14 protein-coding genes and 1 pseudogene are annotated in these 13908 nt (G+C 67.2%); 4 read left to right on the forward strand and 11 right to left on the reverse strand.

Annotated elements, in window-relative coordinates:
- The first annotated feature begins 195 nt into the window (after positions 1–195).
- Positions 196–1083, forward strand: coding sequence for an NmrA/HSCARG family protein (locus tag OG225_RS25885; protein WP_405177649.1), 888 nt, complete (start codon positions 196–198; stop codon positions 1081–1083).
- Between the two features lie 52 nt (positions 1084–1135).
- On the opposite strand, the gene OG225_RS25890 is transcribed toward OG225_RS25885, so the two are convergent.
- From OG225_RS25890 to OG225_RS25920, 7 genes are all read right to left on the reverse strand, one after another.
- Positions 1136–1492 (reverse strand): HPF/RaiA family ribosome-associated protein, encoded by a 357-nt coding sequence (locus OG225_RS25890; protein ID WP_405177650.1) that lies wholly within the window; start codon positions 1490–1492, stop codon positions 1136–1138.
- A gap of 95 nt (positions 1493–1587) precedes the next feature.
- Positions 1588–2928, reverse strand: coding sequence for an MFS transporter (locus OG225_RS25895; protein ID WP_405177651.1), 1341 nt, complete (start codon positions 2926–2928; stop codon positions 1588–1590).
- Between the two features lie 210 nt (positions 2929–3138).
- Complete coding sequence (locus OG225_RS25900; protein WP_405177652.1) at positions 3139–3906, reverse strand: 3-oxoacyl-ACP reductase; 768 nt, start codon at positions 3904–3906, stop codon at positions 3139–3141.
- Positions 3907–3932: 26 nt separating this feature from the next.
- Entirely contained in the window at positions 3933–5291 is a 1359-nt protein-coding gene (locus tag OG225_RS25905; RefSeq protein ID WP_405177653.1) for an aldehyde dehydrogenase family protein, read from the reverse strand.
- Positions 5288–6019, reverse strand: a complete 732-nt coding sequence (locus OG225_RS25910) for a gamma-glutamyl-gamma-aminobutyrate hydrolase family protein (protein WP_405177654.1) — start codon at positions 6017–6019, stop codon at positions 5288–5290. The genes OG225_RS25905 and OG225_RS25910 overlap by 4 nt, the downstream gene beginning before the upstream one ends.
- Positions 6000–7364 (reverse strand): glutamine synthetase family protein, encoded by a 1365-nt coding sequence (locus OG225_RS25915; RefSeq protein WP_405177655.1) that lies wholly within the window; start codon positions 7362–7364, stop codon positions 6000–6002. Before OG225_RS25915 ends, OG225_RS25910 begins: the two co-directional genes overlap by 20 nt.
- A gap of 562 nt (positions 7365–7926) precedes the next feature.
- Complete coding sequence (locus OG225_RS25920; protein ID WP_405177656.1) at positions 7927–8262, reverse strand: transglycosylase family protein; 336 nt, start codon at positions 8260–8262, stop codon at positions 7927–7929.
- Positions 8263–8689: 427 nt separating this feature from the next.
- On the opposite strand from OG225_RS25920, the gene OG225_RS25925 reads away from it, so the two are divergent.
- On the forward strand, positions 8690–9130 hold the full coding sequence (locus OG225_RS25925) for a nuclear transport factor 2 family protein (RefSeq protein WP_405177657.1): 441 nt from the start codon (positions 8690–8692) through the stop codon (positions 9128–9130).
- Between the two features lie 10 nt (positions 9131–9140).
- On the opposite strand, the gene OG225_RS25930 is transcribed toward OG225_RS25925, so the two are convergent.
- Together OG225_RS25930 and OG225_RS25935 are read right to left on the reverse strand one after the other, a co-directional pair.
- A complete protein-coding gene (locus OG225_RS25930; RefSeq protein ID WP_405177658.1) occupies positions 9141–10583 on the reverse strand; it encodes a cytochrome P450 in 1443 nt (480 codons plus the stop codon).
- 89 nt (positions 10584–10672) lie between these two features.
- Complete coding sequence (locus OG225_RS25935; protein WP_405177659.1) at positions 10673–11326, reverse strand: TetR family transcriptional regulator; 654 nt, start codon at positions 11324–11326, stop codon at positions 10673–10675.
- 184 nt (positions 11327–11510) lie between these two features.
- Here OG225_RS25935 and OG225_RS25940 point away from each other — a divergent pair, with 184 nt between their 5' ends.
- Positions 11511–11933, forward strand: coding sequence for an organic hydroperoxide resistance protein (locus tag OG225_RS25940; RefSeq protein WP_405177660.1), 423 nt, complete (start codon positions 11511–11513; stop codon positions 11931–11933).
- An 18-nt stretch (positions 11934–11951) separates the two neighbouring features.
- Here OG225_RS25940 and OG225_RS25945 read toward each other — a convergent pair whose 3' ends face one another.
- Together OG225_RS25945 and OG225_RS25950 are read right to left on the reverse strand one after the other, a co-directional pair.
- Entirely contained in the window at positions 11952–12635 is a 684-nt protein-coding gene (locus tag OG225_RS25945; RefSeq protein WP_405177661.1) for a hypothetical protein, read from the reverse strand.
- Between the two features lie 64 nt (positions 12636–12699).
- Entirely contained in the window at positions 12700–13200 is a 501-nt protein-coding gene (locus tag OG225_RS25950) for an SRPBCC family protein (RefSeq protein WP_405177662.1), read from the reverse strand.
- 82 nt (positions 13201–13282) lie between these two features.
- Here OG225_RS25950 and OG225_RS25955 point away from each other — a divergent pair.
- Positions 13283–13897: pseudogene (locus tag OG225_RS25955) on the forward strand (BCCT family transporter); the annotation flags it as partial.
- Positions 13898–13908: the final 11 nt, after the last annotated feature.

The following is a 13908-nucleotide window of genomic DNA, read 5'->3' on the forward strand; positions in this document are numbered from 1 at the left end:
GCAGTCCGACGTCGGCCGGTGCCAGCTTGGCGCGGTGCGCGCGCAGGAAGGCGGCGAGTTCGGCCCGCTGGTTGTCACTCATCGAGTTCCCTTTATGGGTAGCAGTATTGGTGCCAGGACCACGGCGGCGCTCGTCCCTAACGTCATATCCAACGGGTGATCGACACCGAATCGACCACCACCTGGGAGCATGACATGACGAACGACAACGGACCGATTCTGGTCATCGGCGCGACCGGTCAGCAGGGCCGCGCCACCACATACCGACTGCTCGAGAGCGGCAGGCGGGTCAACGCCTTCGTGCGCGACCCGCAATCGCCCGCCGCCCTCGCGCTGCGGGACGCGGGGGCGGAACTGGTCGTCGGCGATCTCGATGACAGCGCGTCGGTGCGGGCGGCGATGGACGGCTCGTACGGCGTCTTCCTGATGCTGACCATGATGACCGGCCCGCACATCACCGCCGAGGGCATCGCGAACGAGGAGCGCCGGGGTGAGGCGGTCGCCGATATCGCGGGCGAATCCGGCGTCGAACACCTGGTGTACAGCTCGCTGCGCGGCGCGGGCGAGAACTCCGGCGTCGAGTACTACGCCGCGAAGGAGAATATCGAGGCGTATATCGAGAAGCTCGGCCTGCCCGCGACGATTCTGCGGCCGGTCTTCTTCATGGACAATTTCGGCGCCTACAACCGGCCGGTGGTGGATGGCAACGGCGAGCTGGTCGTGAATCTCGCTGTCCGAGAGGATATCCCGATGTCACTGATCTCGGTGCACGATATCGGCGCTTTCGCCGCCATCGCGTTCGAGCGCCCGGAAGACTATCGCGGCCGGATCGTGCCACTGGCGGGCGACAGGCTGACCCCGCCCCAGATCGCCGAAACCTTCGGGCGAGCAGCCGATCTGCCCGCTCGCAGTCTTCGGATTCCGGTGGAGCAGGTCGCGGCCTTCGACGCACAGGTCGGAAAGATGTTCGCCTACTTCAACGAACGGCCCGACGAGGCGATCGACACGGCCGCGCTGCGGGCACACCACCCCGGCCTGATGGATCTGGCGACGTGGCTGCGGGCCACCGGCTGGAAGCCGTGACGCCCGCGTCGAGCGGGCGACGACCGGGCGGGCCTCGCCCGGTCGCCGGAGCTCATTCGACGGGCAGGTGGCGGATGGATTCGCCGCCCTTGGCCTGGTGCAGCCGTCCGAAACGACTGTCGAGCAGTTTGGCCATATTGTCGGCGGCGCCGGTGTAGGCGGCCTCGACCGTGTCGGCACGATTGGTCACCGCGACAGGCTGCTGACCGGTGGGGCGCGCTTCGAGCACGCACTGTTTGTCCTCCGGGCCGCCCTTGTCGCCGTTCTGGTCGCTCAGATGGGCTTCGATCCGGGTCAGATGCGGTTCGAAACGATCGAGTATCGAAGAGATCCTTTCCTCTGCCTGCCGAATCAGGTCTTCCCCGCCGTGAATATTGCTGTCGGTGTTGATCTGAATCTGCACGCGCATCTCCCTTTCGTTCGGTGTTTCACCCGCGAAGGCAACGCCGCCTCCGCGAGAGTAGTTACCCGTCCGCGATCCCGACAGTACCCGCCGGGATCGACTCAGGTCGCGGACTGCACGGCCAACTCCGACATCGGGTTCTCCGCGTCGGGCACCTCGGTACCGCGCAGGGATGTGCCCGCGGTCTCGCGTAGGAAGTTCCAGGCGACCAGGCCGATCAGGGAGGCGCCGACCATGTAGAGCGCGGGGAACAGCGCCCAGTCGGTCGCCTCGATGACGGCTTCGTTCACCAGCGGCGCGGTACCGCCGAAGAGCGCGGTCGACACGTTGTACGCCAGCGCGAACCCTGCGTAGCGCACGTGGGTCGGGAAGATCGCGGGGAAGGTCGAGCTGATGGTGGACAACTGCGGGACGTAGAGCAGGCCGAGCACGATGAACCCGGCGATCGCCCACCCGGTTCCCTGTCCCATCAGCCAGTACATCGGCACCGCGAGCACGGCCAGACCGATCAGGGAGACCAACCACATCGGACGCCTGCCGACCCGATCGGACAGACCGCCGAAGAACGGCAGCACCAGCATCATCACCACCTGCCCGGTGAGCATCATCGCGGTGGTGGCGGACTCCCCCATCCCGATGGTCTTCTCCAGGTAGGTGGGCTGGTAGGTGAGCAGGGTGTAGTTGACCACGTTGAGCGCGACGACCAGCCCGGCCAGCGTCAGGGTCTCCCTGCGGTAGGTGGTCAGCACCTCGCGCAGACCGCCGGGCGGCTTCGGGCGCTCGGCGACCTCCTCGAAGACCGGGGACTCGTCCAGGCGTGAGCGCAGGTACCAGCCGATCAGGCCGAGCGGAACCGCGAGCAGGAACGGGATACGCCAACCCCAGTCGTGCATCGCGTCCGAGCCGAGCGCGAGCTGGCAGACCAGTACCACCGCCGAACCGCCGACGAATCCGCCGAGGGTGCCGAATTCGAGGAAGCTTCCGAGGAAGCCGCGTTTGCGGTCGGTACTGCATTCGGCCAGATAGGTTGCCGCGCCGCCGTATTCGCCGCCGGTGGAGAAGCCCTGCACCACTCGGAGCAGGATCAGCAGGATCGGAGCGGCCACACCGATGGTGGCGTGGGTCGGGATCAGACCGATCGCACCGGTGGCGGCGGCCATGAGCAGAATCGTGGTGGCCAGCACCACTTTTCGGCCAACCCGGTCACCGAGCGGGCCCCAGACCGCACCGCCGAGCGGACGCAGCACGAACGACACCGCGAAACCGAGCATGGTGCCGAGGGTGCCGAGATCTCCGGGGAAGAACGCGTCGGTGAGGTAGGTCGCGGTGGCCGCGTAGACGCCGTAGTCGAACCATTCCGTGGCATTGCCCATGGCCGATGCGGCGACAGAGCGGCGCAGTTGTCTCGGCTGCTTCTCGAACTCCGTGGAGTTGTCGGGCATCGCGCGTCTCCTCTTCCGGCCCGTCCCCGCAGACCTCGATCGGTACGGCCGGTCCTGGGAGATTTCCCCAGAACCGGCACGACAAGGACCGATACCCGCGGTCGCCGCGACGCAAACAACGGCGGCGGCGCGCGCGGTTTCGCACACCACGAGCTACCTGCGCCGACCTCGGCGATTGTGATCTGAGTCACATATCGCCGCGCGCGCCGTCTACAGCGGTGTGACGTAGGCCCCCGAGATACCCCCGTCGACCAGGAATTGGGAGGCGGTGATGAACGAGGAATCGTCGCTGGCGAGGAAGGCCACCGCGGCCGCGATCTCCTCCGGTTCGGCGAAACGGCCGGTGGGGATGTGGACGAGGCGGCGGGCGGCGCGCTCGGGATCCTTCGCGAACAATTCCCGCAGCAGCGGTGTGTTCACCGGCCCCGGGCACAGCGCGTTGACCCTGATTCCCTGGCGGGCGAATTGGACGCCGAGTTCGCGGCTCATCGCGAGCACACCGCCCTTGGAGGCGGTGTAGGAGATCTGCGATGTCGCCGCGCCCATCACCGCGACGAACGAGGCGGTGTTGATGATCGAACCCCGACCGCGTTCGAGCATGTGCTCGATCGCGTATTTGCTGCACAGGTACACCGAGGTCAGATTGACCTGCTGCACCCGCTGCCAGGCCTCGAGCCCGGTGGTGAGGATCGAATCGTCCTCGGGCGGTGAGATTCCCGCGTTGTTGAAGGCGATGTCGAGGCCGCCGTAGGTGTCGACGGCGGTGCGGAACATGGCGCGCACCTGCTCCTCGTCGGTGACGTCGACCCGGACGAAGGTGCCGTCCACCGCCGCCGCGGCGGCGGCGCCGGACTCGGTGTCGATATCGGCGACGACGACCCTGGCGCCCTCGGCCGCGAACCTGCGCACCGTGGCGAGCCCGATACCGCTACCGCCTCCGGTGACGACGGCGACTCGATCCTGTAAGCGCTGCAACACATCTCCTTCTCGACGAGTCGATACCGCTAGGTCGCGATGAAGACATTCTTGGTCTCGGTGAACGACAGCGCCGCGTCGGGACCGAGTTCACGGCCCAGACCCGACTGCTTGTATCCGCCGAACGGCGTCCAGTACCGCACCGAGGAATGCGAGTTCACCGACAGATTCCCGGCCTCGACACCTCGCGCGACCCGCAGCGCCCGCCCGACGTCGCCGGTCCAGATGGACCCGGAAAGACCGTATTCGGTGTCGTTGGCGATCCGCAGCGCGTCGGCCTCGTCCTCGAACGGCAGCACCGCGACCACCGGCCCGAAGATCTCCTCGGTCAGGATCCGGTCATCGGGGCCGTCGGGCAGCACCACCGTCGGCGGATACCAGAATCCGGGGCCGTCACGGCGGGTTCCGGTGTAGGCGATCTTCGTCGACGACGAGACGAATCCGGCCACCCGCTCCCGGTGCGCCGCCGAGATCAACGGGCCCATCTCGGTCGCCTCGTCGTTCGGATCACCGACCCGCACACCGGCGACGGCCGGTTCCATCAGTTCGAGGAAGCGATCGAAAACGTTGCGCTGCACGAGAATCCGGGACCGGGCGCAACAGTCCTGGCCCGCGTTGTCGAAGACGCCGTACGGTGCGGTCGCCGCCGCCTTCTCCAGATCCGCGTCGGCGAAGACGATATTGGCGCTCTTGCCGCCGAGTTCGAGCGTCACCCGCTTCACCCGTTCGGCGCATCCGGCCATGATCTGTTTGCCGACGTCGGTGGACCCGGTGAAGACGACCTTGCGCACGGCCGGATGGGTGACGAAACGCTGCCCGACCACCATGCCCTTACCCGGCAACACCTGGAATACGCCTTCGGGCAGCCCGGCCCGCAGCGCGAGTTCACCGAGCCGGATCGCCGTCAGCGGGGTCAGTTCGGCGGGTTTGAGCACGACGGTATTGCCCGCGGCCAAGGCGGGACCGAATCCCCAGGCGGCGATCGGCATCGGGAAATTCCACGGCACGATCACCCCGACCACGCCGAGGGGTTCGTGGAAGGTGATGTTCACCCCGCCCGCGACCGGAATCTGTTGGCCGAGCAGTCGTTCCGGGATCCCGGCGGCGTAGTGCAGCACATCGCGCACATTGCCCGCCTCCCAGCGCGCGTTGCCGATGGTGTGACCGGCGTTGGTCACCTCCAGCCGGGCCAGATGTTCCAGATCCTCGTCCACGGCGTCGGCGAAACGGCGCAGCAGTCGCGCGCGATCACCGGGCGCGACAGCGCGCCACGCGGGTGCCGCCGCGGCGGCTCGTTCGATGGCGACGTCGGTGGCCGCCTCGTCGGCGAGTTCGATCGCGGCGACCACTTCCTCGGTCGCCGGGTTGATCACCTGTGCCGTCGTCACGCCGCGCACTCCTCTCGCCGGGCCGCCGTCACCACGGCCCGCATCAGGCGATCGTCGGCCGAATCGGCCTCGGGATGCCACTGCACGCCGATCAGGAACGGCCCGCTCGTCGTTTCCACCGCCTCGATGGTGCCGTCCGCCGCGTGCGCGGTGGCCGTCAGCCCGGGCGCGAGCCTGTCGATGGCCTGGTGGTGGTGACAGTGCGCTGCCACCTTCGTACCGGCCACCGCCGCGACCCTGCTGCCCGCGGTGGTCGTCACCGAGACCGGGGTGAACGAGCCGGGACCACCGGAGTGTCCCTCGTGGCCGATCACGTCGGGCAGATGGCCGACAAGTGTTCCGCCGAGGGCCACGTTGACCAGCTGCAATCCGCGGCATACCGCGAGTACCGGCAGCCGCGCCGCGCGGGCCAGCCGGAACAGCTCGAATTCGGACTCGTCGCGATCCGCCCTGGTGTAGCCGTGGGATGCGGCGGACCCGCCGTACCGAGCGGGATCGATATCCGCGCCGCCGGTCAGCACCAGGCCGTCGAGCCGCGCGACCAACTCCGGGCGCGCGACGCCGGTCGGCGGCAGCAGCACCGGAATCCCACCGGCCCGCGCCACCATGTCGACATAGCTGTGATGCAGGATCGCGCAGCGGGTGTCCCACGCGCCGAAAACGGCGCGCTCGGCGTAGGTGGGCAGGCCGATGACCGGACGGGGACCGTCAGAGTCGTTCGAAACCACGGATTCGCTCCCAATCGGTGACCGCGGCGTCGAAGGCGTCGAGTTCGACCCGCGCCGCGTTGCGGTAGTGCTCCACCACATCATCACCGAAGGCCGCCCGCGCGACCGGGGACTCCCCGAACAGTCGCGCGGCCTCGCGCAGCGTCCCCGGCACCCGGGGCCGATCCGACCGGTAGGCATTGCCGCGGAACTCCGGCTCCAGCGGCAGCGCGTGTTCGATGCCGTGCAGTCCGGCCGCGATCGTCGCCGCCACCGCGAGGTAGGGGTTCACGTCACCGCCGGGGACGCGGTTCTCCATCCGCAGCGAGTCACCGTCGCCGACGACGCGCAGCGCGCACGTCCGATTGTCCACACCCCAGGTCAGGGCGGTCGGAGCGAAACTGCCCGGCGCGAAACGTTTGTAGGAGTTGATATTCGGGGCGAGCAGATAGGTCAGCTCGCGCAGGCAGTCGAGCTGGCCCGCCACGAAATGCCGCATCAGGGCCGAAGTGCCCGCGGGTCCGTCGCCCGCGAAGACCGCCGTGCCGTCCTCGGCGCGCAGGCTGATGTGGATATGGCACGAATTACCCTCACGCTCGTCGTATTTCGCCATGAAGGTGAGACTCCGCCCGGCCTGCGCGGCGATCTCCTTGGCCCCGGTCTTGTAGATGCTGTGGTTGTCGCAGGTCACCAGCGCCTCGTCGTAACGGAAGGCGATCTCGTGCTGGCCGGGATTGCACTCCCCCTTGGCCGACTCGACATACATACCCGCACCCGACATGTCGTTGCGGATACGGCGCAGCAGCGGTTCGACGCGGGCGGTGCCGAGCACCGAGTAGTCGACGTTGTACTGGTTGGCGGCGGTCAGACCCCGGTATCCGCCCGCCCAGGCCGATTCGTAGGTGTCGTCGAACACCAGGAACTCCAGTTCGGTGCCGACGTAGGCGCGCAGGCCGCGCTCGGCGAGCCGATCCAGTTGCGCCCGCAGGATCTGGCGCGGCGAGACCCGCACCGGCTCGCCTTCCGGACGCACCCGCTCGACATCGCAGAGCACGAGAGCGGTTCCCGGCTGCCACGGGACCAGCCGCAGCGTGGCCGGATCGGGTCTCAGCACGAAATCGCCGTAGCCGGTATCCCAGGAGGAGTCACGGAAGCCCTCGACGGTGTTCATCTCGACGTCGACCGCGAGCAGATAGTCGCAGGCCTCGGTGGCTTGGCCGACCACCTCGTCCAGGAAATACCGGGCCGAGCAGCGTTTTCCCTGCAATCTGCCCTGCATATCGGTCATCACGACCAGAACGGTGTCGAGTTCGCCGGACTCGACTCGCTCCCGCAATTGCACAGGCCCCAGCATCCCCGATCGCATCCCAGCCCCTCTCGGCGTCACGACCGTGCCAACGCTAGAGGAGCGACGGGGTGGTACGGGCCGAGACACGGAAACCCGTCGCGACGACCACCGGCCGCCGCGGACCTACCGGGGCGGCGTGGTCAGATCACATGCCATGCCTGGAGCAGGTAGGTGATGTTCCCGGCGATGGATGTCACCAGATTCGCCAGATTCAGGGCGGCCGAGCCGAGATCGATGATCGAGTTCACCGGAGTCCTCCGTGGGTGGGATGTGTCTGTGGGATGTCGGTCCGTGACGTCACAGGCCGGGCGACGGCCGAGGTCACGGGCCGGGCGACGGCCGATCCGGCCGTTCGAGAGGGCCGGGCACGGGTGATACCGGGGGTGCTCACAGGAGCGCGTACCGACTTGTGATATCGCGCCGTCGCGGGTTCTCAGATATATGCACCACGCCGCACGATTATGAATTCAATAGTCGAACTATCAATGTGGTGTGCATTACGGAGAAATAGCTCGACGCCCGCCGAATATTAACGGCGGGCGTCGAGAATGCTATGACTACGTCAGTAGCGGGGTGCGACTCAGAGGTACGCGCCACACACCGGCCACGCGCCCGGTCCCTGGCCGTCGAGGACGTTCTCCGCAACGCGGATCTGCTCTTCGCGGCTGGCGCTCTCGGGCGAGCCGGAGCCACCGTAGGCGGCCCAGGTGCTCGGGGTGAACTGCAGACCGCCGCCGAAACCGTTGCCGGTGTTGGTGTTCCAGTTACCGCTGCTCTCGCACTGCGCGACAGCGTCCCAGTTGTGGCCGCTGTCGGCCGAAGCGGTGGCCGTGGAGAGGCCAAGCGGGATGGCAACGAGGGCGCCCACGATCGAGGCGAATCCGAGGACACGGGTGCTGATCTTGTTATGCGACATTCGAAGTTTCCTGCCTGCGCCCGTCCGACCCGGCGCTACTTCAGCCGGGACCCTGCCCCCAGGAAAATGTCGGGGATTCTCGAACCGTGGGACAGGATTACGGTGTTCGGCGATTCGAGTTACTAGCCCATCTCGGTGATCCGGGCTCGATTACGACAGTAGCCAAGAGTTCGCGATAGATCACGTGCCGATAACGCCGGCCCATTTTTGACCGCACGGTCAGGTTTCCGGCATCGACCCAGTTCGAGACCGGAAAGTCATAAATGACATACCTGTCGTTATGCCGCCGTTATGTGACGGGGATCACTCCGAAATAGTGACCCCGGTCGCGTACACACCCCCGAAACCCGCGACAAAACAGCTCTTGCGCGCCGAGCCGTCCCCTGGTGCCATTGCGCTGACCCGCCACGCACCCCCGGAGGCACCCGTGTTGTCGCTACAAGAGATCTCCGACCGCCTGGAGATCCAGGACCTGCTCGTTCGCTACGCCCACGCCGTCGACACCGAACAGTGGGATCTGCTCGACGAGGTGTTCACCCCCGACGCCCACGTCGACTACTCGGCCATGGGCGGATCGGCGGGCGACCTCACCGAGACCAAGAAGTTCCTGGCGCAGGTCATGCCCAACTTCCCCGCCTTCCAGCACCTGGTCGCGAACTCGTCGGTCACCGTCGACGGCGACACCGCCACCGCGCGCACCATCTGTCACAACCCGATGCTCGTCCCCGGCCAGGAGGGCGCGAAGACCCTGATGCTGTGCGGCCTGTGGTACCTGGACACCCTGGTCAGGGTGGACGGCGCCTGGCGGATCGCACGGCGCGTGGAGGAGAAGAGTTACATGTTCCTGGTCGAGGGCACCTCCGCCTGACGCGGCGCGATCACCCGCGCCCGCGCAGGGTGATCGGCACACCGTCCTTGGGGAAGGGCAGCGCGCTCATCTGCCACGGCATCTCGTAGTCCTCGGGAAAATCCCACTCGTAGTCGCGCAGCATGGTGTGCAGCATGACCTTGACCTCGTGCATGGCGAAGTACATGCCGATGCATTTGTGCACACCCGCGCCGAAGGGCATCCAGGCGTAGCGGTGGGCCTTGTCCTCGCGGCGTTCGGGGCCGAAGCGGTCCGGGTCGAATTTCCACGGATCGGTCCAGTACTCGGGCAGGAAGTGGTTGGCGATCGCGCCGAGCACCACATTCGAGCCCGCCGGGACGAAGTGGCCGTCGATCGCGGTGTCCTTCACGGCCTTGCGCATGATGAAGGGCACCGGCGCGATGATGCGCATGGATTCCTTGATCACCAGGTCGAGTGAGGTGAGGGAGTTCATGGCGTCGACGTCGAGCGGGCCGTCGCCGAGCGCGAGGGATTCCGCGCGCACACGGCGCTGCCAGTCCGGATGCTTGCCGAGGAAGTACGCCGCGACGGTCGTGGTGATGGTCGCGGTGTCATGCGCGGCCAGCAGCAGGAAGATCATGTGGTCGATGACCTTGCGGTCGCTGAAGCGCTCGCCGTCCGCTGTCTCTATATGACACAGCGCCGTGAAGAAGTCCGACCCGGTGCCGGTCCGCTTGGCGGGCACCATCTCGGCGAAGTACCGTTCCAGTTCCCTGCGCCCGCGCAGCCCGGAACGCCAGCGACCGCCGGGTACCGGGAAGCGGACGGGTGACTCACAGGCGAGCAGCATGGCCTCGAACGCGGAGGCGAGGCGGTCGGCTTCCGGTCCGAGCCGCACCCCCATGAAGACATCGGCCGCGATATTCATCGACAGCTTCTTCACCGACGGGTACAGCTTCATCGGCATTCCGACCTGCCACTGCCCGACGCGTTCGCCGACCAGTTCGGAAACCCTGGTGAAGTAGGCGCGCAGCCGGTCGGGCATGAACGCCTGCTGCATGATGCGCCGATCGAGCCGGTGCTCCTCGAAATCGAGCAGCAGCAGACCACCGTGGAAGAACGGATCGATGAGATCCTTCTGCCCGGTGACGAAGGCCCGGTCGCGATTGCTCAGCACCGAGTCGATCGCCTCGCCTCCGGCGGCGAGCACCATATCGCGGCCGAATCCTCTCGACCACACCAGTTTTCCGAAGCGCTCGACCATGGCGAGGGTGTACGCGGACCCGTAGTGCAGCGATTGCAGCGAATCGCCGAGCCACGGTAGTCCGGCATGTCCCGGTATCGGCTGTAGACCGCTGCCCGCCGGGGGTTCGGCGAGGATGCCGCGACGTTCCGGTATCCGCCGGATCGCCCGGTCCAACAGTCCGTTCGGCATCTCGACGAACAGTCCGTTCTCCGGGACGCGGTTCTTGCGGGATCGGAGTGCCACCATGGCAGTCCTCCTCTATCGGTCGATCGCCACGCTCCCCGTCGAGTGCGGCGACATACTGCGAAGGTCTCGAGGGCGCGCGGGGCGGCCGATCATCGTCGCGCCCCCGCCCGGTCCGCGCCGCTCGGGTGGCCGAGCAGCAGGGGGTTGAGGTGTCGGCGCGCGAAGGCGCGGGCGTCGGCCGGGTCGTCGATGGCGATACCGCGCGAGGGCGTGAGCAGGAACGACAGCATGATGCGCACGGCGAGTTCGGCGACGACCCGCAGTTCCTCGCCCGAGCGATCCTCCAGCGCGTCGCGCGCGAGCTGGACGGCCAGGAACGCGGCCCCGGTCTCGACCAGAGCGCCGCCGTCGACGGTGAGGTAGGGCAGCAGCGAATCCGGTTCGATTTCCAGCAGCCGGTTCAACAGCACATTCGCGCGCAGGAAGGCCACCGAGAAGACGAAACCCTCGGTGAGCTTGTCCTCGGTCGAGGGGAAACCCGCCATCTCGGCTTCCAGCGCGTTGAGGAACCGGCCCATCTCGCGCAGGATGACGGCCTCGACGATGTCGTCCTTGCCGGGGAAGTGCCGGTACAGCGTGACCCGCGCCAGCCGTGCGCGCCGGGTGATGTCCTCGACCGTGGTGCGTTTGATGCCGACGGTCTCGAATTGCGTGAGCGCGGCGTCCAGGATGCGTTCGGCGGTGCCGGCCGGTGCGTCCGCGCCCGCCGATATGACCGCTCTCGCGAGGATCCCGCGCCGCATCTCGCCTCCTGCACCCGTAGTTCTACCAGGGGAATGAGACAAACATACGCTGTCTGTAACTTCATTCTCAAGGCTTTGCGCGAGTTTTCTGTGACGCGAACCACTCCGAGATACATTGTGCACAATCTAATTGCTGGCTACCGTATTCGCTGTAACCGAAATCCGCAGACCCGAGGAGTCCGACATGAAAGTTCTGTACACCGCGGAAGCCCTGGCGACCGGCGACGGACGCAACGGACACGCCCGCACCAGCGACGGCAAGGTCGATGTGAACCTGGCCATGCCGAAGGAACTGGGCGGCAGCGGCGAAGGCACCAATCCCGAGCAGCTGTTCGCGGCGGGCTACGCGGCCTGCTTCCATTCGGCACTGCGACTCGTCGCCACATCCGCGAACGCCGATATCGCCGACTCCGCCGTCGGCGCGAAGGTCGGGCTCGGCACCAACGACCAGGGCGGATTCGCGCTCACGGTCACCCTCGAGGTGTCGTTGCCGCACCTGTCGCGCGAGGAGGCACAGGCCCTCGCCGACAAGGCCCACGAGGTATGCCCCTACTCCAACGCGACGCGCGGCAATATCGACGTCACCGTCACCGTCGCGGAGGACTGAGCGCGACCCGCGACCCGGTCAACCGAGAGCCGGGTAGTCCGCGCGCAGCAGAGGCCGACCGGCCCTGGCGAAGGCCAGCGCCCGATCGCCGTCCACCCAGTTCTGGTCGTCGTAGAGCGATTCGTCCAGGGCGGCGGGCACTTCCGCCCTGGTGAGGGTGACGGTCGGCCAGCCCCATCCGGGGATATCGTCGTCGGATTCGGCCGACTCGGCCTCGTACGGTTCGGCGGGCCCCTCGGACCTGCGGGACAGGATGTGGCCGGTGGCAGTGACATTGAGGTCGCCCTCGTCGAAAATCACCAGCGGACAACGGGTTCGACCCGCGATCGACAGGGTCCCGTCGGTGGTGGTGAACTTGACGAGCCGGGCGATATCCGCACCGCCGAACACGAAGAGCATGGTGGCGTCCACGTCGACGATCCGGGCGGTGAGGGCGCCGGTCACCAGCAGGCCGAGGGATTCCCGCGCGCCCCCGTCCAGGTCGAGCACACCGTCGACCGTCAGATCGCCGTCGATGACGAACATGACGAGCTCACCCAGCGGTTCGTCCTCCCCGACACCGACCGCCGCACGCAGATCGCCGCCGGTCCAATCACCGTCGGCGCGCAGATCGCCCGAATGGACGTAGGCCGCGTCGAAACCGGCGTCGAATTTCTCGAAGCGCGTCAGGCCGAGCGCCTCGTCGGCTTCGGAGAATGACATCTTCACCCACATGGCGAGCATCATCGCGCATCGCGCCCGACCGCGCAGGCCCGGATGGGAAAGTTCAGTCCTGTTGTTCCACGGCCGATTTGAGGTTGGCGAGGGTTCGGCGGATATTCTTGCGCTGGAAGTCTGCGAAGGTGTGGCCTCGGGTGACCACTTTGTCGAAGACGTCGGCGATCGAGTCCGGCCAGGAGCGGCGGTCATCGGTCCAGGTCTCGGTCACCCGGGTGCCGTCGGGGGTGGTCTCGAACCGGTATTCCCAGCTGGCGATGGGCGCTTTCACCACGGGCTTCCTTCGGCCGATCGCGTGGACGCGGAAGGCGAAACGCGCGCCCGGCTCGGCGGCGGTCACCGTGCAGCGGGTCGTCCACCGAATCGCGCCACGCTTGTTGCGGCCGTCGAAGGTCATGCCGACGTAGGTGGTGTCCGCGGGGGCATGGACGGTCGCACCCAGGTTCTCTGGACTCCAGCCACCCATGAGGGTGGGATCGCTGATCTTGTCGTAGAGCGCCGAGGCATCGGCCGCGACGACGCTGTCCGAGACGGAGAGAGTACGGGCCACGCGTATATCCGATCTTCGAGCGAACACAAATCTCGGACATTGTACGAATCCGTGGTGACGGGGCCGCGAGCCACCGACAGCGGTGCGGGCGGCCGCACCGGCGCGCCCATTCTGCAAACTACTGGCAACAGTCGATAGTGGGTCCGATGGCTACCGACGTGCACGAGAAGCCCCCGCGCCCGATCTGTGCCTCATCGGTATCGGCGTCGCCGCGGTCGTCGCCGTGGTCGGGTGGGCCGCGTTGGGCGGCGCCAGTTTCGAGTCCGCGTCCGAATCCGCGCTCGGCTGGGTGATCGGGAATTTCGACTGGCTGTTCGTCGTCGCCGCCGACATCTTCCTCGTCCTGTGCGTGGTGATCGCGGTGAGCCGCTACGGCGTCATCCGGCTCGGCCCCGACGACGCGAGACCCGAGTTCGACAACCTGGCCTGGATCGCCATGATGTTCAGCGCGGGAATGGGAATCGGGCTGATGTTCTACGGCGTCGGCGAACCGCTCCAGCATTTCGCCGCGCCGCCGCCGTCGACTGGTGTCGCACCGCGGTCCACCGCCGCCGCGAGCACGGCGCTGCAATACTCGCTGTTCCACTGGACGCTGACGCCGTGGGCGATCTACGGGGTCGTCGGACTCGCGCTGGCCTACGCCGGATTCCGCAAGGGGCGCGGCAACCGTCTGTCCGCCGCGTTCGTGCCGCTGCTCGGGGTCCGCCG

This window comes from Nocardia sp. NBC_01377 (assembly GCF_045040005.1).
Classification (GTDB): domain Bacteria; phylum Actinomycetota; class Actinomycetes; order Mycobacteriales; family Mycobacteriaceae; genus Nocardia; species Nocardia noduli.

Coding starts and splice junctions, on each gene's coding strand:
- OG225_RS25885 (WP_405177649.1), top strand. CDS start 196: ATGACGAACGACAACGGACCGATTCTGGTCATCGGCGCGACCGGTCAG.
- OG225_RS25890 (WP_405177650.1), bottom strand. CDS start 1,492: ATGCGCGTGCAGATTCAGATCAACACCGACAGCAATATTCACGGCGGG.
- OG225_RS25895 (WP_405177651.1), bottom strand. CDS start 2,928: ATGCCCGACAACTCCACGGAGTTCGAGAAGCAGCCGAGACAACTGCGC.
- OG225_RS25915 (WP_405177655.1), bottom strand. CDS start 7,364: ATGCGATCGGGGATGCTGGGGCCTGTGCAATTGCGGGAGCGAGTCGAG.
- OG225_RS25920 (WP_405177656.1), bottom strand. CDS start 8,262: ATGTCGCATAACAAGATCAGCACCCGTGTCCTCGGATTCGCCTCGATC.
- OG225_RS25930 (WP_405177658.1), bottom strand. CDS start 10,583: ATGGTGGCACTCCGATCCCGCAAGAACCGCGTCCCGGAGAACGGACTG.
- OG225_RS25935 (WP_405177659.1), bottom strand. CDS start 11,326: ATGCGGCGCGGGATCCTCGCGAGAGCGGTCATATCGGCGGGCGCGGAC.
- OG225_RS25940 (WP_405177660.1), top strand. CDS start 11,511: ATGAAAGTTCTGTACACCGCGGAAGCCCTGGCGACCGGCGACGGACGC.
- OG225_RS25945 (WP_405177661.1), bottom strand. CDS start 12,635: ATGTCATTCTCCGAAGCCGACGAGGCGCTCGGCCTGACGCGCTTCGAG.